Source organism: Litoreibacter sp. (genome assembly GCF_058136045.1).
Genome location: NZ_JBYVDD010000002.1, coordinates 12703 through 36053 on the forward strand (window position 1 = coordinate 12703; position 23351 = coordinate 36053).

Below are 23351 nucleotides of genomic sequence, written 5' to 3' on the forward strand. Positions count from 1 at the left end.
GATATGACCAAACTGACCAAATCCCATGGCCGAAAGACCATATCCGCCTCGGCACAACCACGTTCCTTGATGGATGAAACGCCTCGCCTAAAAAACGCGTGGAACGCCAAGATCATAACCTTGTTTCCCGAAGCATTTCCCGGTGTTTTAAGCGCGTCGCTGACGGGTAAAGCCCTAAAAGAAGGGCTTTGGGCCTTGGACACCATTGATCTTCGTATCTTTGGCGACGGTAAGCACCGCAACGTGGATGACACGCCGTCAGGCGGCGGCGCGGGCATGGTGCTGCGTGCCGATGTCGTCGGCAAAGCGCTTGATTTCGCGCGACGCAACACTTCTCCGCGCGCGAAATGGCCGCTGGTGTATTTGTCGCCACGCGGCAAGCCGTTCACCCAAGCCAAAGCGGCCAAGTGGGCGCAGGCCGACGGCATCACCATGCTGTGCGGGCGCTTTGAGGGCGTAGATCAACGTGTCATCGACCACTATGACATTGAGGAAGTTTCGCTTGGAGACTTCGTGTTAACCGGCGGTGAATTGGCGGCCCAAGCCATGATTGACGCCACCGTCAGGCTGCTGCCCGATGTTTTGGGCAACGCCGCCTCAACCGAAGAAGAAAGCTTCTCGGATGGGCTGTTAGAGCACCCGCAATACACCCGCCCCGCCGACTGGAAGGGCTTACGCATACCGGAGATTTTAACCTCTGGTGACCACGCGAAAGTTGAAACGTGGCGCCAAGAACAATCCGAGAGCTTAACACGTGAACGCAGGCCAGACCTCTGGGCGGCTCATCTTGGCAAGAATAAATAGGGCGCACACCGGATCAACGACAGCCCCTATTGTCTGATCAGCAAGTTGCGTCCATACTAACCAAATTAAACATGCCGGACTATTAGACCGGAAGGAAATTAATTTGAGTTATCGAAGCGAGATTGATGGCCAGAGTGGTCAGGCTTTCATCACCCGTCTTATGGCCGAAAACGGCCCTCTTACGCAGGTTCAACGCGTCCAGCCCGAGGTTATTGCTGCCTATGAAGGCAAGCTGCCACCCATTTTGCTGGATGTCTGGGACAACTACGGCGTTGGCGACCTAGCCGAAGGGCGGCTGCGGCTTTGCCTGCCCGGTGCCTTTGCTGATACCCTAAGCATGTTGTTTGCCAATGATCCCGACTTGGCCATTGGAAGCCATGTGATCGCCTATGGTCCATTTGGCGACCTGTTCATCTGGAACGAGCGGCACCACTTGGTCTTTGTCGGCATGGCTCTGTCGATCGTTGATGCTCCGTTTCTATTTCACTCGACACGAAAAATGCCCGTTGACCGGCTGATTTTGGACTATGTTCTGGCCTCACCACACAAGGGGTTGGATGTAGCCGATGACGCTGGCGCACCAATGCTGGACCGTGCGAAAGAGCAATACGGCCCGCTGAAATCGCTGCAAATATACGGCATGCAACCTCCGGTTCCTTTTGGGGAGGCCATTGCCGTGCAAAACCACGCCATCGCCCCCGCCGGGGACTGGATGATCGAGAAAGTAAACGGCACCGATTTTATGCTTGTCGATGTTTCCACCAAACGCTTCGGAGTGCGCCCGATTGGGCAGCTACCAGCTATTGCAACGGATGAGCCAAAATGATGCGCGCATTAGGAATTCTGTTCGCAACGCTCCTGTTGAGCGCCTGCCGGCTGGGCGGCGATCCATCGGGGGTTGTCGTGTCGTTCTCCACCTATGCCAGCACCCCGGTGGTGGTCACTGAATTCAGCCTCAACGGCACAAATTTAGGATTATTGCCAATTGTCGCAGTAGGCCTCGCAGACCAAGATCATCCGCGTCTTGCGGGAACGGGCGAGATGTCTGTTGGCTACCCGAAAGGGGGGAGCACTCTGCGCCTTGAGGCGGAATGGGTCGAGTTGCTGACTGACCGCGCTTGGCGTGCGCAAGTCGACGTTGCGGTAGACACGTTGGAGACCATCCCGACCGACCGCGTGCGGCTGATGCCGATTTTCGGGCCGAATGGCTTGATGATCGTGGCCTCTGATCCGGTGCCCACCTCGCAAAGCGACACGCGGGAAAACGATGTGGCGCGTATTTGTGGCACGCGCCATGAAACAGGCGACACTGATTTCGCCGCCAAACCGCGCGAGTATCCAGGGTTGTTCGAGGCCCTCGAGCGCAGCTACCCGCCGCAAGGCACCTCCAATTGCAGCACAAACGGGAGCTAGATCATGGGAAAAGTTACCGAAAGATCCGAAAGCGCGTCAACTGGCATGGAAGGTTCCGCCGGGGCAACAGCACAAAGCTGCCCAGACGTCACGCTAGAGATCGGCGTATTTTTTGACGGCACAGGCAACAACACTGAAAATGTTGCCGCCGATGGCGGCCGCACGGGCGGCGCCAGCTATTCCAGCGCGAACTCCAATGTGTCGCTACTTTTTCCACTGTATAAAAGCGGCCCCAGATACAATGAGCGTGCCGACTGCGGTGGTATAAAAACCAAGTTTTTCTCCATATACAAACAGGGTATCGGCACCACCTCTGGCGAGTCCGATTACTGGCCGGGAAACCTTGTTGGTGCTGGTACTGGCACTGGGCGCACTGGCGTCGAGGCGCGGGTCTTTGAGGCTTGTGTCGATGTTGGCAACGCCATCAACACCCTGTCCCCCGGCGTCGAGCCGAAAGAGATTATTCTCGATGTTTTCGGCTTTTCACGCGGCGCCGCAGCGGCGCGGTATTTCGTGAATTGCTTCAAGCAGGGCTTCGTTGAGTACTATGCCTATTACGTCAACAAAAAGCGCGCCTACCTGCCCGAAGGGCGCGAAGTCACGATCCGGTACGTTGGAATTTTTGACACTGTTGCCGCAATCGGGCGTGGCGACAACGACGACCACGGCGATGTCAACGTACACCTGTCCACCTCTCAGGCCGACCGCATTTACCACCTGACAGCCGAGCATGAATACCGCAAAAACTTCCGCCTTAACCACAACATCCCCGGCGGCGGTGACACGCGGGAATTGCCGGGCGCGCACTCCGACGTTGGGGGTGGCTATAGCGGCAAAGGTGATGAAACTGTTGTGCAACGCACCCAAAACCACATTTATGGCACACAAGCGCAAGCTGCATCTGCATGGAACGCTTCCAACGCCCAAGCCAGTGCCGAGCGCGCCTCCCAGACCAGTTTTTGGGCTAGCGAAGGCTGGATTTTACCAAACGAGCCCAGCGATGGGCTAATGAACACTCCCACCCCGATAACCACACGCTACATTGGCGGGGCAATGGGGGGCGGAAGCATGATCTGGAGCTACAACACCGGGGCCCGCCTTGTGCGACCGTGGGTCGAAGTAGGCCTATCGCGGATACCTTTGCGGATCATGTATGACCAAGGCTTGGCCTCGGAAGTTCCGTTCACAAGCTTCCCGACCGGCAACGATTACACCGTTCCTGCGGGGCTGGAAGCATTAGCGCCCGGAATGTCGACCGGCGGAGCAACGCCAGGAGGCGCCTCCAAGCGTGCTATGTTGCGCAACTATGGCCACGTATCGGCAAACCACGGCTCGATTGGCATGGCACCGGACACAAATTTCGTGCGCATTATTTACCCCAACGACTCTGGCAAGGCCAAATAGCCTCAGTCAAATTTCTCCATTCGCACCTTCAACAACTCGAAGCGCTCCACCGCGCTTCGAGGCTCGACCATAATGCGCGACAACTCACCTTCGGTGTCCACGCGCTCAAAGTCGGGACCGTAATGTAATTCCCATGCAAGCAAGGTGAACAGCATAGGCTTTTGAGAAAACCCGAAGGACATCATCTTCGATATCATCCGCTGCACCAATTTGCGCAGATCATCATGGGATAGGTCTTTCGCTACCTCAGGAAAGGTGTCGGACAAGCGCGTGGTAAGGGTCTCCACGTCGCGCTCCATGCGCACCTGCGAAAACAACGCCACATCTGACGCATTTAGCGCAAATGCCCCGACAGGCGGACGGCTGGACGGGGCTATTTCCTGCGGGGTTATAACCGTCAGGGATGGGCCGTCTTGGGCGGCATCAGGTGCCACTATCGCATCTATTAGCCCCCCTTCACGGGCCCGGAACCAACGCTCGATCAACTCCGGCCTATCATTGATATTAGCATAATAAGCTGCCGCGATTGATGGCTCCCAATAGCGAAACAGGAAGTTTTTTCCATTGCCATCACTGACGCGAAGAAAGCGGCGCAAATGCCCTTGCAACGCCTCCAACCCCATATCCGTGCGCAAAAATACCCCTGCCTCTTGCGTCCAAAGCGCGAAGGGAACCACCTCTTGGCGGTCATCACGGGTCAGCAAATACTTCAACAGCCGATCACCACGGTTCACCACAACCAGCCAAGGCGACACATCGCCAGCATCTTTTGCCAGATCACCGCGAAACAGGCAGGTTTTCTCATGCCCTTCGGCTTCCAGAATATCCGGCAGGCCAAGAATGCGATTGGCATCCAAAATCGCGACGACCCGCTCTGCCGGCCCGAAAATGGCATCGGTTAAGGCCTCTACGTCATCCGTCAAATCCGGGGCTTCCAAACAGTCTATGCGGACCCAAGGTTGTGTCATCGTTGCCGTATCATTCATGGTGCCAGCCTGCTCCTAGGTAAGACAATGCTTCCCCTAATAAAGCGCAATTAGAACAGCAACGATAGGGGGCTATGCCGTAATGTCCGCCCTATTCCACCTAAGTTACCGATCCCACTTGATTGCGCCTCAAAATCCTCCTATACCCCGCCAATCTGGAATCAGAATACTGACCGGAGCCTTTGTTTTATTGGACATCTGATGCGCTTTCTTCGGCGCCGACGGCAGATGTGAAAACTGGGGCGCAAAAGCAACGTCGACCTGACCTCTGGCGGGCACTTCGGTGAACCCGGAAGAAGACTAAGAGCTATCGGGACGCGAAACATATTCACCGGGCAAACCGGGATCATAAAAGGAGCGCTTCAGATGAACCTGATCGCACAACTAGAAGCGGAACAAATCGCCGCTTTGGGGCACGATATCCCCGATTTCAAGGCGGGTGACACCATCCGCGTTGGCTACAAAGTGACCGAGGGTACGCGTAGCCGTATTCAAAATTATGAAGGCGTTTGCATCGCGCGTAACAACGGCAAAGGTATTGCCGGTAGTTTCTGCGTTCGCAAAATCTCCTTCGGTGAGGGCGTGGAACGTGTGTTCCCACTGCACTCGACCAACATCGACAGCATCACTGTTGTGCGTCGTGGCCGCGTTCGGCGCGCCAAACTGTATTACTTGCGCTCGCGTCGTGGTAAATCCGCGCGTATCGCAGAAGTTTCCAACTACAAAGCGCCTAAGGCGTAAGGGGTCCTGTTATGAAAAAAGATACACATCCCGAGTACCACGTCATCAATGTCAAAATGACCAATGGCGACGTATTGCAAATGAAATCCACTTGGGGTTCCGAGGGCGATCAAATCGCTTTGGACATTGACCCGACCGTGCACCCTGCATGGACCGGCGGCAACCAACGCCTGCTCGACACTGGCGGTCGCGTTTCCAAGTTCAAGAGCAAATACGAAGGTCTGGGCTTCTAAAGCGCCACTCCTTTTTAAGTTTAGAAAACGCCGCTTCTTTGGGAGCGGCGTTTTTCGTTCTGGCTTTTACGTCAAGGGGCTGTAGGTTATCTAAGCAGCACAATTAGACCGACCCGAACGAAAAGCAGAATGTCCCGGCGCATATATCTTCATATTGGAAGCCATAAAACTGGCACCACTGCCGTGCAAAATTGGCTGCAAACCAATGCCCCCGAGTTGCGCAAAATCGGCCTGCTCGTACCACGTTCTGGGCGCGCGCCCAATGGCAATAGCCGGGCCTTGGCGATTGCTTTGGCACATGACCCTGACGACAGTAGCGCTGCCGAAATATGTCAGCCAATTTTAGCGAAATTCAAAACCGAATTAAAACGCAATCCGGATATGGATGTGCTGATCTCTGCCGAATACTTTTCACTCATCCTGACCCAGCCAAGCATGCGCTTGGCAGTGCGGCGGTTGCGTCAGATGCAGTTTGAAATCTCAACGGCCCTTTTCGTTCGCAACCCAATTGACCTGATCAATTCAGCCTTCGCGCACCGCTGCAAAACCCTTCGCGATAGCGAGGACTTTGACATCTATTTGAAAGAGTTTTTCCACCTCAAACGCGGTCACTGGCCGTTGCGCCTGCGTCGGATGGAAAAGTTAGAATTAAACCCAACAGTACTGGTTCACGCCCCCAAATACTTCGATGACAGCGTCGCCCGAAGATTAATGGAGGCCTTCGGGTTAAGCGCCCATTTGCCCAAAGACCTTGATATGTCTGTTCCTAAAATGAACGGATCTTTGCGCGAAACAGGCGTGCTTACTGCCTTCAGTCTGCGCCAGATTTTGCGTGGGGCACACACCGGTAGGATCGCAAAAACCTGGCTGTCAGAAATTTTAGTCGACACGGTTCACCCCTTTGAGACACGAAAATTCAACGGGTTAAGCACTGCGAAGCGCAGCAATATCTTATCGACGATGGTTCCCCAACTGGATCAGTTTGCCGAAGAATACCTGAATGGCGACAGTACAGCGCTCCTCGCGTCAGAGACCGAAGGCCTTGCGCAATCGCCGTTGAATGTAGACGAAATCAAGGGGGAGGTCGCGGACCGCATCGAGCACCTTTTGCACACTATCGTCAGTACCGCACGATCAAAACCGGAGTTTTCAACCCACTTCCCGGCAGACCCGTTTAGGTTCTAATCATAAAATCTGGCTCATATCGCTGCAAACTGTCCCTTCCCCTTGAAGCGGACCACCTCTATAACCGCGCCAACCCTGCCAGACAGGATTTCACGACAGAACACGGAGCCGCACATGGCCGCGCATATTATCGTCTTTGGCAATGAGAAAGGCGGATCGGGCAAGTCCACCAATTGTATGCATGTGGCCACCGCCCTTGCCCGCGCAGGTTTCACCGTGGGAGCCTTGGACTTGGATTTACGCCAGCGCAGCTTTTCACGCTATTGCGAAAACCGGGTGCACTTTGCCCAGAAAAACGGGCTAACCCTGCCTCAGGTTGAAGTTGTTGAACTGCCCGAAGTGGACCCAGCTACATTGAATGCAGGCGAAAACATCTATGACCGCCGCCTGACCGAGGCCGTGGCTGGTATGGAAGGTCGGTTTGATTTCATCGTGATTGACTGCCCCGGATCGCACACACGCCTGAGCCAAGTTGCGCACTCGTTGGCCGATACCCTTGTGACCCCGCTCAACGACAGTTTCATCGATTTCGACCTTTTGGCGCGTATTGAGCCTGAAACCCAAAAAATTATCGGCCCTTCGGTCTATGCGGAAATGGTGTGGCAGGCTCGCCAACTTCGTGCGCAGGCGGGGCTGGCCCCGATTGACTGGATCGTGGTGCGCAACCGCGTGGGCACCCAGCGCATGCACAACAAAAAGAAAATCACAGATGCTGTGATGGCTCTCGCCAAACGCATCGGGTTCCGCGTCGCCCCCGGATTTTCGGAGCGGGTGATTTTCCGCGAGTTATTCCCGCGTGGCCTGACCTTGTTGGACCTTGGCGACATCGGGATCAAGAACCTCAACATCTCTAACATCGCGGCCCGCCAAGAAGTGCGTGAGCTGGTAAAAGCGCTGAAACTACCCGGTGTTGAGGTGGATTTCTAAGCCACGAAAAGCCGCATCATGGATGCGTTTGAGTGCTAATGTGATGCAATATTTTTTGGCGATTTTTCAGTGCATCCAACCCATTATTTCGACGTTGAAACTGCTCACCTGCTCCGGCTTCACTATCCGGGAGTGCCGCGTCTTGGGGCGGCACTGTTGAAATATTGCGGCCGCCCTGAGCACGCGCATAAAGAGCCAAGGCTTTTTCACGTAGCGCAGGGTTTTCCATTGCCACCACCGCAAGCTTATCAGCAATGTCACCGTAAAGTTCAAACCGGTCAATCTTGCCAAGCCCGATGCCAATATACATCATCGTGCTGGCCGCCAGAGTGAAGGCAAAGAAGAACAACTGAACGCGTTTAAATATCTCGAAAACCAACGACATCAACCCTGCCTAAGCGGCCGGAGCCACCCTTGCAATTGTGCTTTATAGCTCAGTAATTTCATGGCCATACTCTCACCCATTCACCTTAACTCAAGATGAACATCGGACACGATTGAGGCTATTGGCAGACGAACTGCGGCCAAAATCATGTCATCTGGTGCGCTCAAAAAATGATAGTTGGCCTAAACAGAGTAGCTAGGAAGCGACTGAAACGCCTCCTTAAGCGCATCCCCCCAGCCATTCGAAATAGTCTGATAGATTGGATCATCTTGATCAATTCGCGTATGTCGATCCGGGGAAAATGAGTTTTTTTCATACACTTGGATGTCGAATGGCAACCCCACCGACAGGTTTGACTTAACCGTTGAATCAAACGAGACCAAAAGCAGCTTCACCGCATCCTCAAAACTCATACTAGGTTCATACGCCCGAACCAAAATTGGTTTTCCGTATTTTGTCTCGCCAATCTGAAAGAACGGCGTGTCATCCGTCACCTCAATAAAATTACCTTCCGGATAAATCATGAAGATCGTCGGCTGCCCGCCTTTGATCTGGCCACCCACGATAATCGAGGCGCCAAACTGGTCATCAGACGTCTGCCCCGTGGGGGAACTCTCAGCGATGACCTCTTTCAACGTCGCCCCGACCAAACGGGCAACCTGAAACATAGTTGATTGGCGTAAAATGCTGGGGTCACGGTCCGCTGCCGCCTTGGAGCGCTCTTCCAGCAGGCTAATCATCGCCTGTGTTGTTGCCAGATTTCCGGCCGTCATGATGGTGATCATCCGTTCGCCGGGCACGGACCATGTGAACATCTTCTTGCTTACTGCAAAGTTATCAACGCCTGCGCTTGTCCGGGTGTCGGACATAAACACCAGCCCTTGCTTCATCCGCATACCGATACAATACGTCATAGTGTTCCATTTCCGTGCACGTCACGGGGCTTGCTTACTGCTGCACCTGTAAAGATACAATCAACGTCTCGTCTGCGGCCCCAATTCTCAGCCCCTCTATGGGTGAGGCATCGCGCGCGTCGCAGCCAATCGCAATCCGCACGTATTTCTCGTCTGGCGAAACCCCATTCGAGACGTCGAACCCAACCCAACCAAGCCCGTCAACATAGGCCTCGGCCCATGCGTGGGTTGCATCTTGGTCCACGCGGTCGTTGATCATTAAGTAGCCGCTGACATAGCGCGCCGGAATGCCCGCAAGCCGTGCCCCCGCCACGAATATCTGAGCATGGTCCTGACAGACCCCACGCCCGCCCTGCAATGCGGCCTCGGCGGACGTGCCAGAATGCGTGGCGCCAATCTCATAGGGAGCCGCCTTCAAGACCCTGTCCGAGAGCGCATGGAGGCTCGCCAGAACATCGCCCTGTGCCCCCATGCCTTTTGCAATTTTTTCAATTGCAGGGCCGGGTTTGGTTAGCGTCGTGGATTGGCGAAAGTGCCAAAGCGGCGCGCGCCCGTGAACCTTGCCAAATACGCCTGCACTGTCTTGTGTCTCGATCACACCAGTGGCCAGAATAGAAAGTGCCTGCCCGCCCGGATTGATGCTAACCAGATCAACATGGTTGCCATAGTGATCCCGGTAACTGGTCTCCAGCTTTCCCCCGTCAATCTCGACAGCCCACTGCTTGACCTCCTGCACGACCGAGTTCAGGGGCCGCAAGCGCACCTTTTGCAGAGCGTAATCAACCGGCTCGCTGTAGGCATAATCCGTTCTATGGCTGATCTGTAACTGCATCTAACTGATAAACCTGTAGTCTTGTTCAATCTGCTGCCCAAGGTTGGCCGCGTCGCGGATCACATCACCAACGAACTCGTGCAGCCCTTCCTCAAAGATAGAGGCAATGTCGCGATCTTTGAGCCGCCCGCGAAGCGCATCAGCCAAATCATGTGAGGGGTGATGCCCCCCGTAATCTTCGCTCAAGTGCCCAAGGTTCGCGACAATCTGCGCAGCACAGAACGTCAGGGACCGAGGCATCCGGCGGTCCAATATCAGAAAGTTAGCGATATTTGGCGCGGTAAAATCGTCCTCCACGGCCCAGCGAAATGACCTATGCGCAGAGACCGAGCGCAAGATCGTTTCCCACTGCACATTATCCAACCGGCTCCCGACAAAAGACGGGGACGGCAACAGGGAGTAGTATTTGACGTCAATAATACGCGCAGTGCTGTCCATGCGCTCAATGAAGGTGCCAAGGCGGCAGAAATCATAAATATCATTGCGCAACATGGTGCCGTGAAGCGCGCCGCGCACAAGCGCAGATTGCTGTCGGATCGAAGCCAAGACCGCTGGCAACTCGGTTTGCGGAATTGGCTCTTTGAGCAAATCCGAGAGCAGCATCCATGTTTCATTAACCGCAGACCAAACCTCGCTGGTCAGTGCGGTGCGTACCAATCGGGCATTATCGCGGGCCGATTTCATTACCGACAATACAGAGCTGGGATTGCTCCGCTCTCGCAGTAAAAAATCCACCACTTTGGTGCTGTCATAGCCGTCGTGATGGGCCTCATAGGCGGCCCGCGCCGCGGAGGTAACAATCACCGACTTCCACTCAGCCTCGGCATCCGTTGAGCGCGTAAGCGCAATGCGAAACCCCGCCTCGATAAGCCGCGCAGTATTCTCCGCCCGCTCGAGAAAACGAAACATCCAGTAAAGCCCACCTGCGGTTTTTCCCAGCATCTAGTCTTCCAATACCCAAGTGTCTTTGGTGCCGCCGCCCTGACTTGAGTTGACCACGAGGCTGCCTTCTTGCAGCGCAACGCGGGTCAGCCCGCCCGGCGTAATACTTACTCCTTTGGGCGAAACCAACGCGAAGGGGCGCAAATCTACGTGACGCGGGGCCAAGCCTTTTTCGGTAAAAATCGGGACCGTGGACAGCGCCAGCGTCGGTTGAGCAATGTAATTTTCCGGGAAGGCTTTTAGCTTAACCGCGAAATCCGACAGCTCTTTCTTGCTGGCAGCGGGGCCAATCAACATGCCGTATCCGCCAGAGCCATGCACCTCTTTCACCACCAGATCAGCAAGGTTATCGAGCACATATTTCAGCGTGTCCGGCTCCGAGCAGCGATGCGTTAACACATTTTTTAAAATCGCCCGCTCGCCCGTATAAAATTCAACAATTTCAGGCATATAACTATAGATTGCTTTGTCATCAGCAACACCCGTTCCCGGTGCATTGGCGATGGTGATATTGCCCGCGCGGTAGACATCCATGATCCCCGGAACCCCCAACATGGAGTTCGGATTAAAGGTCAACGGATCAAGAAATTCATCGTCAACACGGCGGTAAATCACGTCAATTACCTTGTAGCCGCGCGTGGTGCGCATGGCGATATGTCCGTCCACAACCCGCAGGTCGTGGCCCTCGACCAGCTCAACCCCCATCTGATCCGCAAGAAAACTGTGCTCGTAATAAGCCGAGTTATGAATGCCCGGCGTCAACACCACCACGCATGGCCGCCCCGAGCACGTCGCAGGCGCCGAGGCCTCAAGCGAGCGGCGAAGGTTCTTGGGATAATCACTCACAGGTTGCACTTTGATAGAGCTGAACAACTCGGGGAACATTTGCAGCATCGTCTCGCGGTTTTCCAGCATATAGCTGACCCCGGATGGCGTGCGCGCGTTATCCTCCAGAACGAAAAAATCATCCGCCCCGGTGCGCACAATATCAGTGCCGACAATATGGGTGTACACATCCCCCGGCGGGCTAAAATCCATCATCTGCGGCAAGAACGCATCGTTTTTCGCAATCAATTCTACAGGAATAATCCCCGCCCGCAGAATTTCCTGACGGTTATAAATATCGTGCAAAAACGCGTTAATAGCGCGGACCCGCTGGTCGATGCCTCTGGAAAGTTTAGTCCATTCGTTATTGGATACAATGCGCGGAACAAGGTCAAAGGGGATCAACCGCTCCTCGGCGTCAGATTGGCCATAAACGTTAAAGGTGATCCCAGTGCGTCTGAAAAATGCCTCTGCTTCTGACGACTTTTTCGTCAAGCGGGCATTGTCTTGCCCCGAAAACCAACCGTTGTATTTGACATATGGCTCACGCACACCGTTCTCGGCTTGCATCTCACAAAAGTACGTCTGCTTTGACTTCATTGATTAACACTACAGGTTTGTCTTCGCATAGCAATCCGTTTGCGGTGCCCGAACCAGAAACCTCAAATCACAGGAAAAACCTCATGAATTCATTCAAATAGTTGCACTAAATTTTGCCAACTGGGCGTCTCGCAGGAAAATCATTCACAGTATCTTCACTGGCGCAATGTTTTTAACGTGGGTAAGCTACACCTACATCTCTATGCAATTCTGGATGCGGCCACGGCTCCAATCCTCACAACCCTGCTGGAAGACTCCGGGCTACCACTACGTCTGCCTCATTCACTTCCGCAAACTTCTGCCCATCACCGATCCGGACGGCAAGTGGTTCTACTTCCAGTTCTGGGCGAATTGCACCCTGCCAATCGAGGTAAAATCCTTAGCCGCTACAATCTCGGGCTAGCTCAACACTGATATCATCAAGGGACTTTCTCTCAAGGCTCATGCCCAGAATTTTACCGCCGATTACTTTCGCACGGCAAACATCTCTCTACCCCCCTTCTCAGGTGCGCGAAGCATCACAGGCGCCATAACTCTTGTCCAAAATTTCGTTACCTTAGGGTTCAAAAACCGATATCACCTTGGGAGTTTCATCCACTGGTATCTGTTTCTGAGTGGGTCATTCAAAGCATTAAGCACACTTCAAATGGGCGGCGGGACAGTGACAAAAGACAGCGTTTATTACGAAGACCGCTTGCGGGACAAGTGGAATGCCCACGCCATTATCAAGCAGTTGCTCGACGCCCCAAACCCCTCCGCCCCCAGCGTCATCTATCAGGTCAATTGGATTGATCGGGTTCCACGTGATGATGCACAGCCACGGCTGCAAGCCACTCGGGAGGAGCTTTTGAAGCGGCTACACTGGATTTCGAGCGAGGCGTTTGGCGAAAACCTCAACGAATGGCGCAGCTGGCTCTCCGCCTTTGAGACGAACACCCCCTTGCCCTATTCGAGATAGATCACACCTGAGACGAGGCCCGCCCAAGGAACTTTAATCAGTTCAGGCAGGCCTCATGCCTGTTATTTTTGGCACAAAGCCGCAAGTTTCTCGGCCCCGACGGGCTCTTCGGCCTGTATCGGGACGACTGCGAACCGTCCGGTAGATATCTTACGCACTTTCGCAATCTGTTCATGCTCGGACTGCGCGCGTTTTTGCAGCAATGGCTGGTTGGTTCTGGCAGCTGCAAGGCTGGAATTCACAATCCAACCCCAAGGCGCGATTCCGGCGCGGCTCAGGTCATTTTGCAAATGTTCCGCCTCCAAAACCGGAGTGGTTTCCGGCAAAGTTACGATTACAATTTTGGTCTGATCGGGGTCTTGCAGGCGCATCATTGGTGTTACTAGCCGCGCGCGACTTGCCTCGTCTTGGTGGCGCAAAACATCCTTATGGTAAGATCCCGTCGCATCCAGCAACAGCAACGTGTGGCCCGTTGGGGCGGTATCCATGACCACAAATTTTCGGCTGCTTTCACGGATCACCCGCGAAAAGGCCTGAAATACAGCTATTTCCTCGGTGCAGGGTGAACGTAGGTCTTCCTCTAGCATCGCGCGGGCTTGATCGTCTAAGTCCTTGCCTTTGCTGGCCATAACCTCAGTGCGATAGTTTGCAGTCTCCACCGCGGGGTCAATTCGGCTAACCGTCAAACCCGCTTGATCACCTGCAAGCGTCTCGTTGATATGGGCCGCCGGATCAGTGGTTGTCAGCAAAACCTCATGGCCGCGCGCGGCCAACTCGACAGCAACCGCTGCCGCCATAGTCGTCTTGCCGACCCCGCCTTTCCCCATGAACATGATCAAGCCCTTACCAGGGCCTTCCAGATCATCAACTAAGGCGCCAAGCGGTGGCAAATTCGTCACCGATGCATCCCCGTCTTGGGCCCCACTAACCACATCACGCTCGCCCGCAGCAAAGCGTTTAAGCGCGGCAAGCCCAACCAGATTTTCCGACCGAAGCGCAAAAACCGTGCGCGGCAGGGAGGCGACCTCAGGAGCCATTGCCGCCAGCGCATCTTGATCGCGCGTTAGCAAGGCCGAGGCCAACGGATCACCAGCCGTATCCTCAGGCATCATCCCGTTGATCGCCAAATGTTGGTTGCGAATACCGATATCGGCCAACTCGATGCTTGTGCGACCCACCTCGGCCAAGGCCGAATGACGGGGCCGCGCGACCAGAACCAACCGTGTTGCTTCCCCGTCCGACAAGCGGTCAACGGCTGCGCCATACCGATCACGCTGCTTCTCCAGCCCTGCCAGCGGTCCCAAACAAGAAGCATCACCCTTGCCCTCCTCCAGAAAACCGGACCAAGCGCCGGGCAGTTTCAACATCCGGATCGTATGGCCCGTTGGCGCGGTGTCAAAAATGACGTGATCATATCGATCCACCAGATCATTATCGGTGAGCAACGCCGTAAACTCATCAAATGCCGCAATTTCGATCGTGCACGCCCCCGAGAGTTGTTCCTCGATGCTGGCCAGCGCCTCTTTGGGCAGAATACCCCGCATCGGGCCAACGATACGCTCACGATACTCAGCCGCTGCTTCCTCTGGATTGATCTCTATCGCATCAACGCCCGGAGCAGTGGTAATTTCCGTGATTTTATTGCCAATTTCAGTCTCAAACACCTGCCCGACATTCGATGCGGGGTCGGTGCTCACCAGCAAAACTTTCTTACCTTTGCTGGCAAGATCAAGCGTCGTGGCACAGGCCAGAGAGGTTTTCCCGACCCCGCCTTTTCCGGTGAAGAATACAAATTTCGGCAAGTTTTCAAACATAAAAGGTACTCGTTTCTGAGTTTAGAGGGGATGAATTTAGCAGCAGCCGGAAGAAGTTTTCTCCGCGCTATCGCCACCACCGCAGCAAGCGCTGGAGCCATTCGTCGCAGCGCTGGTGGGCTCTGCCACATAGGAAACCCCCGCGAATTTCGCCAATTCTTCACGCGCAGGGTAGCGCCCCGAGGAGGCCATCTCGGCGCCCAACATAACAACCGGCAAACCCTCGACGCCGGAGTTTTCCAACACCCCTTTGACCGTATTGCTTTCGGCAAATTTCGCAGGTTCTTGTGATAAATTAATGCGCGTGACCGCTATGCCCTGCGACTTCAACCAATCCAGATCGGCGGCGAATGTCACCAACCGTTGATCGACTTCCGCCCCGCAAATGCCGGTTGAGCAGCACATTGCGGGATCATAAACGGTAATATTCGTCATTGGGTATCTCCTGATTTTGATAGGTTCATATGTTTTGTTACGGCCCCAGAGAGTTGGCGCAATGCTTGCTCCAACCGTGCGCGCGGACATGCGATATTAAGGCGCGCAAATCCTTCGCCCTCCACACCGAAGGATTGCCCGCGGGTGACCGCCCAGCCCGCATTTTGGCGCAGAAATTTCGTCAACTCGTTAGGCGCCAGACCCAAGGCACGAAAGTCCAGCCACAAAAGGAACGTGCCCTCGGGTTCGATCAATTCACCCCCGTGAAGCCCCGATAGGTGATGGCGAACAAGGTCAAGGTTGCCTTGCAAATAGCTCATCACACCCTCTAGCCATCCCGCGCCTTCCTGATAGGCGGCACGCATCGCAACGCTGGCAAAAGCATTATTTTTGTTGACGGTCAGGCGGCTGTTTTCGGCCTGAAATCTTGCCCGCATCGCCTCATCCGCGATCACGGTAAAACTTGAGCAACAGGCAGCTATATTGAAGCTTTTAGCCGGCGATAGGCAGGTAATGCAATTCATCGCATCACCTTTCGAGACTGTAGCAAAAGGCGTGTAATGATGGCCAGAGAAGGTGATGTCGCCGTGGATTTCATCCGCCACCACCAACACGTTATGGGCGCGGCAAATCTCTCCGAGGCGGGTTAACTCCTCACGCGCCCAAACCCGACCTACGGGGTTGTGCGGGTTACATAGGAACAGCATTTTGGTGCGTGGTGCGCGGGCGAGTTGCTCCAGCCCGTCAAAATTCATCTCGTAGCGCCCATCCTTCAGAACCAGCGGATTTGCCACCATTTCGCGGCCGTTCTCGGCAATGATATCCGCAAAATCAAAGAACACCGGAGGCTGCACGATGATCGCATCCCCCGCATCAGTGAACAGGTTCGCGGCCATCGCAAGGCTGTTCAACACATTGGGCGCGCGCAAAATCTGGGCCTCGTCCACGGACCAGCCATGGCGGGAGGCGAGCCAGTCTATCAAGGCGGGCAGCAACCCGTCAGGCACCGTCTCATAGCCAAAAATGCCATGAGCCGCGCGGGCCTCTAGGGCCTTCAACACTGCCGGGGGCGCGCGAAAATCCATATCCGCGACGCCGGCCGCAAACAAGTCCATCCCATCGGCCCCCAATACCATTTTGTGCACTTTGAGCGCGGGAACCTCGCGGCGGTTGATCTCTTCATCGAAGCGAAATTCAGTCATGCCCTGCCTCCTTCAGTAGCCAGTGAAAGAACCCTGTCGCCAGCACCGCAGCAACCAATTGCACAGCGATAAAGGCCGCCACATCGCCGGGTGCTATCCCTGCGAAGGTGTCAGAGAACCCGCGCGCGATTGTCACCGCCGGATTGGCAAACGAGGTCGAGGAGGTAAACCAGTAAGCGGCCGTAATATAGAGGCCAACTGCCATGGGCACAGCTTGCGGGCGCGCCTTCAGGCAGGCCAAAATCGTCCCGACAAGGCCGAATGTCGCGACGAACTCGCCCACCCATTGCCCGGTTCCGCTGCGCATGGTGGTGGAGGGGTCAATCAGCGGATGCTCAAACATGATATGCGCCACGAATACGCCAATAATGCCGCCAAAAACCTGCGCGACAACATATAGACCGGCATCACGCCAGCCCGTCTCGCGGCGCAACGCGAAGCAAAGGGTCACGGCCGGATTAAAGTGAGCGCCAGAAATTGGCCCGAAGATCGTGATCAACACCACCAAAATGGCACCGGTCGGCAAGGTGTTGCCCAGCAAGGCAATGGCTGTGTTTCCACCCGCAAGCCGCTCGGCCATGATGCCCGATCCGACGACCGTGGCCAGTAGAAAGAAAGTACCAAGCCATTCGGCCATCAAGCGTCGTTCAAGTGTCATGCGGAGCCTCCAAAAGCGCCATGAAGCGGGAGATTGAGATATTGCCACCAGTGATCACGGTGGCCACGCGACGCCCGGCAAGAGGCACCCGCCCGGCAAGAACCGCCGCAAGGCCCACAACTGCGCCCGGCTCGGCAACAATCTTGAAATGCTCAAACGCAAACCGCATAGCACGGCGCACCTGCGCATCGCTGGTGACGACACCTCCCGCGAGTAGCGCGTGGTTAATTGGAAAGGTCACGGTGTTCGGGATTGGGGTCATGATCGCATCGCAAATAGTGCGCAGCCCCTTGGGGTTCGAAAGCCGCTTACCGGCAAGCAAGGACCGGCGCGTATCATCAAACAACTCCGGCTCGGCGGCAAAGACCTGTGTCTTAGGCGCGGCCTCGCTCATCACAACGGCCGTTGCCGCCGTCAGCCCGCCGCCGCCGCACGGCACAAGAACCGTATCAAGGGGCCCTGCCTCGTCCAGCAGTTCCAAGGCCACAGTCCCAGCCCCTGCCAGAACCTGCGGGTGGGCGCTTGGCGGCACTTCAACTCGTCCCGTCTGGGCCTGAATGCGTGCCACAACATCCCCGCTCTTTTCACTATCGCGCTCAAAGGTTGTGATCTGGGCGCCCAAATCACGAACCGCCTGCAACTTGGCCTCGGGGACATCATCAGGCATCACGATAAGCGCCGATGTATCCAGCAATTTCGCGGCCCTCGCGACGCCGAGCGCATGGTTGCCTGATGAATAAGTGACGACACCGCGCGCCTTTTCTGCCGCGCTCAAATGCAGCATTCGGTGATAGGCACCCCGAATTTTAAAGGCGCCGCTGCGTTGGAAGTTCTCTGCCTTCAGCAGCAGCCGCCCCCCCAACATCGCGTTCACTTCAGCATTTTCCAACACTGGTGTTCGCTGAACCACCCCTTGCAGCAAAGGCGCAGCACGGCGAATATCTTCGAGGGAAATGGGAAAACTTGCCATGTCTGAACTCAACTCTCGGGCGCATCTGCGGCGATTTGGCAAACCGCATCACCACGCACGATCGGGGCCATCGCCCGCTGGCACAAGATTATTCCCCCATAGGGAGATACAACCTCATCAGGAGTTTTGAGCGGCGTTTTCGGGTGATGGATCAAGCCCACAACCTCGCCCTGTGCAACCGCATCACCAATCTCCTTTAGCGGCTCAAGCAACCCGTCCTCATAGGCATAAACCGAGCCGCGCGCGTTTAGCTCACGGGTGCCTTGCGCCGGATCGGGCACATAATCAGGCAGCATCCCTAACGCATGTAAAATCCGGTACAGACCACGCGTCGTTTGGCGCAATACCTCCGGCGTCACCACGCCAGCGCCCCCCAACTCTGCCATCACATTAACCACACCCTTGCGGTTGGCGGCCCCCATTGCCGTGCGCGCGGTGCTGCCACGCCCACCGCCCGAAGTGAACACCCACGCATAGGGCAAATCAAACGCTTCCTGCATCTGCTTCAAAGCCGCCGTTTCCCCGGGGCTATGGCCAAGGCCACGCAGCAACGTCGGCGGATAGAACAGCGAATTGCCGCCGGAATGCAGGTCAACGGCATAATCTGCCATCGGCAAAATGACTTCTTCTACGTAATGGGCGATCATCTCGCTCGGGCTGCCCTTTGGATCACCAGGGAAGAGCCGGTTCAGGTTGCCCCCATCCACCGGCGAGGTCCGAAGCCCCGCATCGGCCGCCGGGAAATTCAACATCGGAAGCAAGATCACCCGCCCGCGCAATTGCTTGGCCTCGAGGTCACAAGCAAGCTTGGATATGGCGATCTGGCCCTCATATTCATCACCGTGATTGCCCGCCATCAAAACCAAGGTTGGGCCTTCTCCGTTACGGATCACCGTGATTGGAACGGGCAGCCAGCCATAGGCAGAGCGGTGAACAGAATGGGGGACGCGCAAGTAGCCTGTCTGTTTGCCCTCTGCCGCAAAATCCACCTCGGCCGTGATCAATGTTCCTGTCATGCGGGCCTTCCTGCCTTCTGTCATTTCGGCAATTACCGAATTGTCTTTTGAGCTACGATCCCGCGCGCACCTTGTCAAGCTTCGTTATTTCGGGCATTTACGAATTATGGATCAAAGTAACGCAATAGACGTCTTCTCTGCCCTTGCCCAATCGACGCGAATTTCGGTTTTTCGGCTATTGGTCAAAATCGGCCCCGAAGGCCTGCCTGCCTTGGAAATTTCGCGGCGCCTCGGGATTGTACCCTCGACACTCTCCGGGCATCTGGCGATCCTGAAACGCTCGGGCATCTTGACTGCTACGCGCCACCAACGCGAGATCCACTACGCCGCCGACCTTGCCGCCGTAAACGAGCTTATCAAATTCTTGCTCTCTGACTGCTGCGGCGGGCAAATAAGCAATTGCGGTGATATCTTATCACTTCTGGACACGAAATAACGCCCGCAACGTCACAGGCAACACAACGCCAATCATAGGGTTTATTGCGCAAACGGATCAGGCTGCGGAATGCTCATGAAAGCTGCATTTTTTTACGGCGATGCCGCGCATCCGGATCGTCTCGGCAGAAAAAAGGCGCCGCTCCGTTTTCACAAAGCGACGCCAGTTTTTATTCTCGAATGCACCCTATCAGATCAGGTCAAATCGGTCCGCATTCATCACCTTGTTCCACGCCACAATGAAGTCGGTTACGAATTTTTCGCCCGCATCCTTCTGGCCATAAACTTCCGACAACGCCCGTAGTTGTGAATTCGACCCGAAGACAAGATCGACGCGTGTCGCGGTCCATTTGCTCTCACCCGAGCTGCGACTGCGACCTTCATATGTACCATCACCGCCCACAGTCCAAACCGTATCCATATCAAGAAGATTGACGAAGAAATCATTGCTCAGCACACCTGCGCGGTTTGTCAGCACACCATGGGCGCTGGCCTCGTGATTGGCTTGCAACACACGAAGACCACCAACAAGAACGGTCATTTCAGGCGCCGTGAGCGTCAAAAGTTGAGCCTTATCAATTAGAAGCTCTTCTGGTGAGATCGTAAATTCGGTCTTCTGCCAGTTACGGAAACCATCTGCTTGTGGCTCCAGATAAGCAAGACTTTCACCATCTGAGGCCTCCATGGTGGCATCACCCCTGCCCAATGTGCAGGGGACATCGACCTCATAACCCGCGTCTTTGGCAGATTGTTCAATAGCAGCAGCCCCGCCGATGACGATCATATCCGCCATTGAAACCGGCTTAGAAAAATCAGCAACCACGGCCTCAAGTGCCGGCAGAACGCGTGCAAGCTCTTCGGGTTCATTAACCTCCCAACCGGCCATTGGCGCAAGGCGAATGCGCGCGCCGTTAGCGCCGCCTCGCTTGTCCGAGCCGCGGAACGTCGAAGCCGAAGCCCAAGCAGTCTTAATCAGATCGGACGCGCTGAGACCGGATGCCAGCACCACTTTTTTCAGTGCAGATACATCTGCCTCAGACAGGGTGGTTTGCGACACTGGAATAGGGTCTTGCCAGATCAGCTCCTCACTCGGGACTTCTTTGCCCAAATACAGCGCTTTTGGCCCCATATCGCGGTGTGTGAGCTTGAACCAAGCCCGGGCGAAGGCATCAGCAAATTCCTTCGGGTTTTCGTGGAACCGCTTAGAGATCGGACCATAAATCGGGTCCATGCGCATCGCCATATCAGCCGTAGTCATCATCGTAGCGACTTTCTTGGACGGATCATGCGCTTGCGGTGCCTTGTCGTCTTCCGTCACTCCGACCGGCTCCCAAATCCAAGCTCCCGCAGGCGATTTAGTGAGGTTCCAATCATACCCGAACAACAGATCAAAATAACCGTTATCCCATTGGATTGGATTGGCGGTCCAAGCCCCTTCGATACCGCTTGTTGTCGTATCATCACCCTTGCCCGACCCATGGGCGTTGGTCCAACCAAGACCCATTTCTTCAATCGAAGCCGCCTCTGGCGCGGCACCAACCAGCGTCGGGTCACCAGCCCCATGCGCCTTCCCGAATGTGTGGCCTCCCGCAACCAGTGCCACGGTTTCTTCATCATTCATTGCCATACGGGCAAATGTCTCGCGGATATCACGACCCGAGGCAAGCGCATCAGGTTGCCCATCCGGGCCTTCCGGATTTACATAGATCAGGCCCATCTGCACCGCGGCGAGCGGGGATTCAAGATTGCGCTCGCCAGAGTAGCGGCTATTTGGGTTGTCGTCAGGGGCCAACCATTCGGTTTCGCTCCCCCAATACGTGTCTTCTTCTGGTTCCCAAACATCGGCACGCCCACCAGCGAACCCAAAGGTCGGTCCACCCATAGATTCTATCGCAACATTCCCGGCAAGGATCATCAAATCTGCCCAAGAAATCTTGGCGCCGTATTTTTGCTTGATGGGCCACAAAAGACGGCGAGCCTTGTCGAGATTGCCATTGTCTGGCCATGAATTAAGCGGTGAAAACCGCTGCTGGCCAGTCCCGCCGCCACCGCGACCATCTGCGGTGCGATAAGTCCCCGCACTGTGCCAAGCCATACGAATGAACAAGCCCCCGTAGTGACCATAATCGGCCGGCCACCAATCCTGACTGTCTGTCATCAACGTCGTAAGGTCTGCTTTGAGGGCGTCATAGTCGAGAGACTTAAAGGCCTCCGCATAGTCAAAATCTTCCCCCATAGGGTCAGATTTGGCAGTATTTTGGTGTAAAATCCGTAGGTTAAGCTGATTGGGCCACCAATCCTTGCTTGAGCGCATACTGACATTTGTCGCGCCATGTGCGATCGGACATTTCCCGACGTTGTTATTACCCATGATTTTTCTCCCACTAAGGCCTGGCGATTGCTTGGATCGAAGGAGAACATCACCTTCGATTTTGTAGGCTGAGACTAGCAGGTCTCGTGAATAAGAATAAATTACACTTTCTAATAATCGCAATAGGTTTTAGTTATAATAAAAGGCGCGAGCCAGTTAAAATCCGGCAAGGTCATTCCAATTCAAGAAACCCTAGACGTATCCGCTCTGATCACCGTTATTTACCCTCCCTATATGCCTCCTTCATGTTGTCACCTGCAAAGACCAATCAGGATGCTTACTGCCTTGACGGCTTGGTGACGAATTTACGTTTTTAGCTTGCTCATGTTCTCAGACACGGATGAAATCCACGCGCCCCATGCAGCCAAGGCAAAGCGCGAAATCCGTTTTAAAATCTGATGAGGACGGCGGGCGTAGCTGCCCCCTAAAGGCTGAGATAGTAACTCTGGCGCGCCAGATAGGTTAAATATTTTCAGGCGGCGCCGCTATTGGTTTCATTGGATAAATTATAGTGAACATGCCCTAAAACTGAATTATTGCCTGATAGCTCTGATTTTGGAGGCGCTTCATCTGCAAAGCAAAGGTCCAACAATCGAACACTCAGGGTCTGCTATGGGGACTTTGTTGCCGTTGAGTGGTTCAAGAAACTTAATCTGCAAGCTCTTTGTCGTTAAGCTCTCGAACTACCGACTGTCTCCATTCCATGGTCGCTTTCCATTCACAGTATCTGCCATCATCCATGACGCTTAATTCTAGCCCATCAAAATCTATGATTTCAGCTAGGCTGTTCTGAATCGTTTTGATGAGAGCGTGATGCTCCTTCCACAAATCATCTCGTGAAAGCAGGTACATAAACAAGCCTTCAAATGCGAGCTCCGCCTCTCCAATATCAAGAAAGTGACGAGAACTAGGCCAGAAATCACTCTCCGCTTCGCAAAATACCAGTAGCCGACCAACGTTACTTAGAATGCTTCGTGCCGAGCGCTTTTTCATGGCACCATAGTCCGCAGATGACGGATATTTGCAAGGCCGCCAATTGCATTTTGACTATATCCACAAAATGGAACTTTGGGCTCGGAGCTGCCGTTCGCTGTCTCTGACCATTGGGCGCTGTTGGTGTAAGCTACCAAAACAGCCCAAAGATCAGAACTATCTGGCAAGAATGTCAAAAAGCGCGAACAGCGCCAAAGCAATCTGGCATTTTACAGTAACGGAGAGTTTGGTGGAGCCTAGCGGGATCGAACCGCTGACCTCCTGCATGCCATGCAGGCGCTCTCCCAGCTGAGCTAAGGCCCCGTATG

The 23351-nt window shown here is 54.9% G+C and carries 25 protein-coding genes and 1 tRNA gene; 11 read left to right on the forward strand and 15 right to left on the reverse strand.

Annotated features, from left to right (window positions below; genetic code table 11):
* The first annotated feature begins 3 nt into the window (after positions 1-3).
* The 4 genes from trmD to AC3Y7R_RS00745 all read left to right on the forward strand — a co-directional run bounded on the left by trmD (position 4) and on the right by AC3Y7R_RS00745 (position 3621).
* Positions 4-804 carry a tRNA (guanosine(37)-N1)-methyltransferase TrmD gene (trmD, locus tag AC3Y7R_RS00730; protein ID WP_490040088.1) on the forward strand — a complete coding sequence of 267 codons (801 nt, stop codon included), beginning with the start codon at positions 4-6 and terminating at the stop codon, positions 802-804.
* Positions 805-907: 103 nt separating this feature from the next.
* Positions 908-1630: a GAD-like domain-containing protein gene (locus AC3Y7R_RS00735; RefSeq protein ID WP_490040089.1), complete on the forward strand. Its 723-nt coding sequence runs from the start codon at positions 908-910 to the stop codon at positions 1628-1630.
* Positions 1627-2217, forward strand: a complete 591-nt coding sequence (locus AC3Y7R_RS00740) for a hypothetical protein (RefSeq protein WP_490040090.1) — start codon at positions 1627-1629, stop codon at positions 2215-2217. The genes AC3Y7R_RS00735 and AC3Y7R_RS00740 overlap by 4 nt, the downstream gene beginning before the upstream one ends.
* 3 nt (positions 2218-2220) lie before the next feature.
* Positions 2221-3621: a T6SS phospholipase effector Tle1-like catalytic domain-containing protein gene (locus AC3Y7R_RS00745; RefSeq protein ID WP_490040091.1), complete on the forward strand. Its 1401-nt coding sequence runs from the start codon at positions 2221-2223 to the stop codon at positions 3619-3621.
* Between the two features lie 2 nt (positions 3622-3623).
* Here the strand turns inward: AC3Y7R_RS00745 and AC3Y7R_RS00750 are convergent, their stop codons facing one another.
* Positions 3624-4607: a DUF4123 domain-containing protein gene (locus AC3Y7R_RS00750; RefSeq protein ID WP_490040092.1), complete on the reverse strand. Its 984-nt coding sequence runs from the start codon at positions 4605-4607 to the stop codon at positions 3624-3626.
* Between the two features lie 366 nt (positions 4608-4973).
* Here AC3Y7R_RS00750 and rplS point away from each other — a divergent pair, with 366 nt between their 5' ends.
* The 4 genes from rplS to AC3Y7R_RS00770 all read left to right on the forward strand — a co-directional run bounded on the left by rplS (position 4974) and on the right by AC3Y7R_RS00770 (position 7693).
* Entirely contained in the window at positions 4974-5348 is a 375-nt protein-coding gene (gene rplS, locus AC3Y7R_RS00755) for a 50S ribosomal protein L19 (RefSeq protein ID WP_490040093.1), read from the forward strand.
* Between the two features lie 11 nt (positions 5349-5359).
* Positions 5360-5581, forward strand: a complete 222-nt coding sequence (rpmE, locus tag AC3Y7R_RS00760; protein WP_490040094.1) for a 50S ribosomal protein L31 — start codon at positions 5360-5362, stop codon at positions 5579-5581.
* Between the two features lie 183 nt (positions 5582-5764).
* Complete coding sequence (locus AC3Y7R_RS00765) at positions 5765-6766, forward strand: hypothetical protein (RefSeq protein ID WP_490040095.1); 1002 nt, start codon at positions 5765-5767, stop codon at positions 6764-6766.
* Positions 6767-6880: 114 nt separating this feature from the next.
* Positions 6881-7693: a division plane positioning ATPase MipZ gene (locus tag AC3Y7R_RS00770; RefSeq protein ID WP_490040096.1), complete on the forward strand. Its 813-nt coding sequence runs from the start codon at positions 6881-6883 to the stop codon at positions 7691-7693.
* A 16-nt stretch (positions 7694-7709) separates the two neighbouring features.
* Here the strand turns inward: AC3Y7R_RS00770 and AC3Y7R_RS00775 are convergent, their stop codons facing one another.
* From AC3Y7R_RS00775 to AC3Y7R_RS00795, 5 genes are all read right to left on the reverse strand, one after another.
* Complete coding sequence (locus tag AC3Y7R_RS00775; RefSeq protein ID WP_490040097.1) at positions 7710-8078, reverse strand: hypothetical protein; 369 nt, start codon at positions 8076-8078, stop codon at positions 7710-7712.
* Between the two features lie 182 nt (positions 8079-8260).
* Positions 8261-8992 (reverse strand): proteasome-type protease, encoded by a 732-nt coding sequence (locus AC3Y7R_RS00780; RefSeq protein WP_490040098.1) that lies wholly within the window; start codon positions 8990-8992, stop codon positions 8261-8263.
* A gap of 34 nt (positions 8993-9026) precedes the next feature.
* On the reverse strand, positions 9027-9824 hold the full coding sequence (locus tag AC3Y7R_RS00785) for a transglutaminase family protein (protein ID WP_490040099.1): 798 nt from the start codon (positions 9822-9824) through the stop codon (positions 9027-9029).
* Positions 9825-10766 (reverse strand): alpha-E domain-containing protein, encoded by a 942-nt coding sequence (locus AC3Y7R_RS00790; RefSeq protein ID WP_490040100.1) that lies wholly within the window; start codon positions 10764-10766, stop codon positions 9825-9827. It abuts the gene before it with no gap.
* Positions 10767-12191, reverse strand: a complete 1425-nt coding sequence (locus tag AC3Y7R_RS00795; protein ID WP_490040101.1) for a circularly permuted type 2 ATP-grasp protein — start codon at positions 12189-12191, stop codon at positions 10767-10769.
* 166 nt (positions 12192-12357) lie between these two features.
* Here AC3Y7R_RS00795 and AC3Y7R_RS00800 point away from each other — a divergent pair, with 166 nt between their 5' ends.
* Positions 12358-12594 carry a hypothetical protein gene (locus tag AC3Y7R_RS00800; RefSeq protein ID WP_490040102.1) on the forward strand — a complete coding sequence of 79 codons (237 nt, stop codon included), beginning with the start codon at positions 12358-12360 and terminating at the stop codon, positions 12592-12594.
* Positions 12595-12852: 258 nt separating this feature from the next.
* Entirely contained in the window at positions 12853-13149 is a 297-nt protein-coding gene (locus AC3Y7R_RS00805; RefSeq protein WP_490040103.1) for a hypothetical protein, read from the forward strand.
* A 62-nt stretch (positions 13150-13211) separates the two neighbouring features.
* Here AC3Y7R_RS00805 and arsA read toward each other — a convergent pair whose 3' ends face one another.
* Genes arsA through AC3Y7R_RS00835 form a run of 6 tightly spaced genes read right to left on the reverse strand, consistent with a single transcriptional unit; the run spans position 13212 to position 19244 of the window.
* Positions 13212-14963, reverse strand: coding sequence for an arsenical pump-driving ATPase (gene arsA, locus AC3Y7R_RS00810; protein WP_490040104.1), 1752 nt, complete (start codon positions 14961-14963; stop codon positions 13212-13214).
* A gap of 36 nt (positions 14964-14999) precedes the next feature.
* Positions 15000-15398, reverse strand: coding sequence for an arsenite efflux transporter metallochaperone ArsD (gene arsD / locus AC3Y7R_RS00815; RefSeq protein WP_490040105.1), 399 nt, complete (start codon positions 15396-15398; stop codon positions 15000-15002).
* The gene (locus AC3Y7R_RS00820; RefSeq protein WP_490040106.1) at positions 15395-16600 is read right to left on the reverse strand and encodes a MalY/PatB family protein; all 1206 of its coding nucleotides are present in this window, start codon (positions 16598-16600) and stop codon (positions 15395-15397) included. The genes arsD and AC3Y7R_RS00820 overlap by 4 nt, the downstream gene beginning before the upstream one ends.
* Positions 16593-17258, reverse strand: coding sequence for an MIP/aquaporin family protein (locus AC3Y7R_RS00825; protein ID WP_490040107.1), 666 nt, complete (start codon positions 17256-17258; stop codon positions 16593-16595). Before AC3Y7R_RS00825 ends, AC3Y7R_RS00820 begins: the two co-directional genes overlap by 8 nt.
* Entirely contained in the window at positions 17248-18228 is a 981-nt protein-coding gene (locus AC3Y7R_RS00830; protein WP_490040108.1) for a threonine ammonia-lyase, read from the reverse strand. Before AC3Y7R_RS00830 ends, AC3Y7R_RS00825 begins: the two co-directional genes overlap by 11 nt.
* An 8-nt stretch (positions 18229-18236) precedes the next feature.
* Entirely contained in the window at positions 18237-19244 is a 1008-nt protein-coding gene (locus tag AC3Y7R_RS00835; protein WP_490040109.1) for a succinylglutamate desuccinylase/aspartoacylase family protein, read from the reverse strand.
* 106 nt (positions 19245-19350) lie between these two features.
* On the opposite strand from AC3Y7R_RS00835, the gene AC3Y7R_RS00840 reads away from it, so the two are divergent.
* A complete protein-coding gene (locus tag AC3Y7R_RS00840; protein WP_490040110.1) occupies positions 19351-19680 on the forward strand; it encodes an ArsR/SmtB family transcription factor in 330 nt (109 codons plus the stop codon).
* 189 nt (positions 19681-19869) lie between these two features.
* Here AC3Y7R_RS00840 and katG read toward each other — a convergent pair whose 3' ends face one another.
* The 3 genes from katG to AC3Y7R_RS00855 all read right to left on the reverse strand — a co-directional run bounded on the left by katG (position 19870) and on the right by AC3Y7R_RS00855 (position 23346).
* A complete protein-coding gene (katG, locus tag AC3Y7R_RS00845) occupies positions 19870-22050 on the reverse strand; it encodes a catalase/peroxidase HPI (RefSeq protein WP_490040111.1) in 2181 nt (726 codons plus the stop codon).
* 648 nt (positions 22051-22698) lie between these two features.
* The gene (locus AC3Y7R_RS00850; protein ID WP_490040112.1) at positions 22699-23043 is read right to left on the reverse strand and encodes a hypothetical protein; all 345 of its coding nucleotides are present in this window, start codon (positions 23041-23043) and stop codon (positions 22699-22701) included.
* A 227-nt stretch (positions 23044-23270) separates the two neighbouring features.
* Positions 23271-23346, reverse strand: a tRNA-Ala gene (locus AC3Y7R_RS00855).
* Positions 23347-23351 lie beyond the last annotated feature (5 nt).

Excerpts from the sequence above, each read along its gene's own strand:
- AC3Y7R_RS00790 (WP_490040100.1), bottom strand. The coding sequence starts at position 10,766 with ATGCTGGGAAAAACCGCAGGTGGGCTTTACTGGATGTTTCGTTTTCTC.
- AC3Y7R_RS00820 (WP_490040106.1), bottom strand. The coding sequence starts at position 16,600 with ATGACTGAATTTCGCTTCGATGAAGAGATCAACCGCCGCGAGGTTCCC.
- AC3Y7R_RS00835 (WP_490040109.1), bottom strand. The coding sequence starts at position 19,244 with ATGACAGGAACATTGATCACGGCCGAGGTGGATTTTGCGGCAGAGGGC.
- trmD (WP_490040088.1), top strand. The coding sequence starts at position 4 with ATGACCAAACTGACCAAATCCCATGGCCGAAAGACCATATCCGCCTCG.
- AC3Y7R_RS00775 (WP_490040097.1), bottom strand. The coding sequence starts at position 8,078 with ATGTCGTTGGTTTTCGAGATATTTAAACGCGTTCAGTTGTTCTTCTTT.
- rplS (WP_490040093.1), top strand. The coding sequence starts at position 4,974 with ATGAACCTGATCGCACAACTAGAAGCGGAACAAATCGCCGCTTTGGGG.
- AC3Y7R_RS00785 (WP_490040099.1), bottom strand. The coding sequence starts at position 9,824 with ATGCAGTTACAGATCAGCCATAGAACGGATTATGCCTACAGCGAGCCG.
- AC3Y7R_RS00850 (WP_490040112.1), bottom strand. The coding sequence starts at position 23,043 with ATGAAAAAGCGCTCGGCACGAAGCATTCTAAGTAACGTTGGTCGGCTA.
- AC3Y7R_RS00840 (WP_490040110.1), top strand. The coding sequence starts at position 19,351 with ATGGATCAAAGTAACGCAATAGACGTCTTCTCTGCCCTTGCCCAATCG.
- arsD (WP_490040105.1), bottom strand. The coding sequence starts at position 15,398 with ATGACGAATATTACCGTTTATGATCCCGCAATGTGCTGCTCAACCGGC.
- AC3Y7R_RS00780 (WP_490040098.1), bottom strand. The coding sequence starts at position 8,992 with ATGACGTATTGTATCGGTATGCGGATGAAGCAAGGGCTGGTGTTTATG.
- AC3Y7R_RS00740 (WP_490040090.1), top strand. The coding sequence starts at position 1,627 with ATGATGCGCGCATTAGGAATTCTGTTCGCAACGCTCCTGTTGAGCGCC.
- rpmE (WP_490040094.1), top strand. The coding sequence starts at position 5,360 with ATGAAAAAAGATACACATCCCGAGTACCACGTCATCAATGTCAAAATG.
- arsA (WP_490040104.1), bottom strand. The coding sequence starts at position 14,963 with ATGTTTGAAAACTTGCCGAAATTTGTATTCTTCACCGGAAAAGGCGGG.
- AC3Y7R_RS00830 (WP_490040108.1), bottom strand. The coding sequence starts at position 18,228 with ATGGCAAGTTTTCCCATTTCCCTCGAAGATATTCGCCGTGCTGCGCCT.
- AC3Y7R_RS00745 (WP_490040091.1), top strand. The coding sequence starts at position 2,221 with ATGGGAAAAGTTACCGAAAGATCCGAAAGCGCGTCAACTGGCATGGAA.
- AC3Y7R_RS00825 (WP_490040107.1), bottom strand. The coding sequence starts at position 17,258 with ATGACACTTGAACGACGCTTGATGGCCGAATGGCTTGGTACTTTCTTT.
- AC3Y7R_RS00795 (WP_490040101.1), bottom strand. The coding sequence starts at position 12,191 with ATGAAGTCAAAGCAGACGTACTTTTGTGAGATGCAAGCCGAGAACGGT.
- AC3Y7R_RS00750 (WP_490040092.1), bottom strand. The coding sequence starts at position 4,607 with ATGAATGATACGGCAACGATGACACAACCTTGGGTCCGCATAGACTGT.
- katG (WP_490040111.1), bottom strand. The coding sequence starts at position 22,050 with ATGGGTAATAACAACGTCGGGAAATGTCCGATCGCACATGGCGCGACA.
- AC3Y7R_RS00800 (WP_490040102.1), top strand. The coding sequence starts at position 12,358 with ATGTTTTTAACGTGGGTAAGCTACACCTACATCTCTATGCAATTCTGG.
- AC3Y7R_RS00770 (WP_490040096.1), top strand. The coding sequence starts at position 6,881 with ATGGCCGCGCATATTATCGTCTTTGGCAATGAGAAAGGCGGATCGGGC.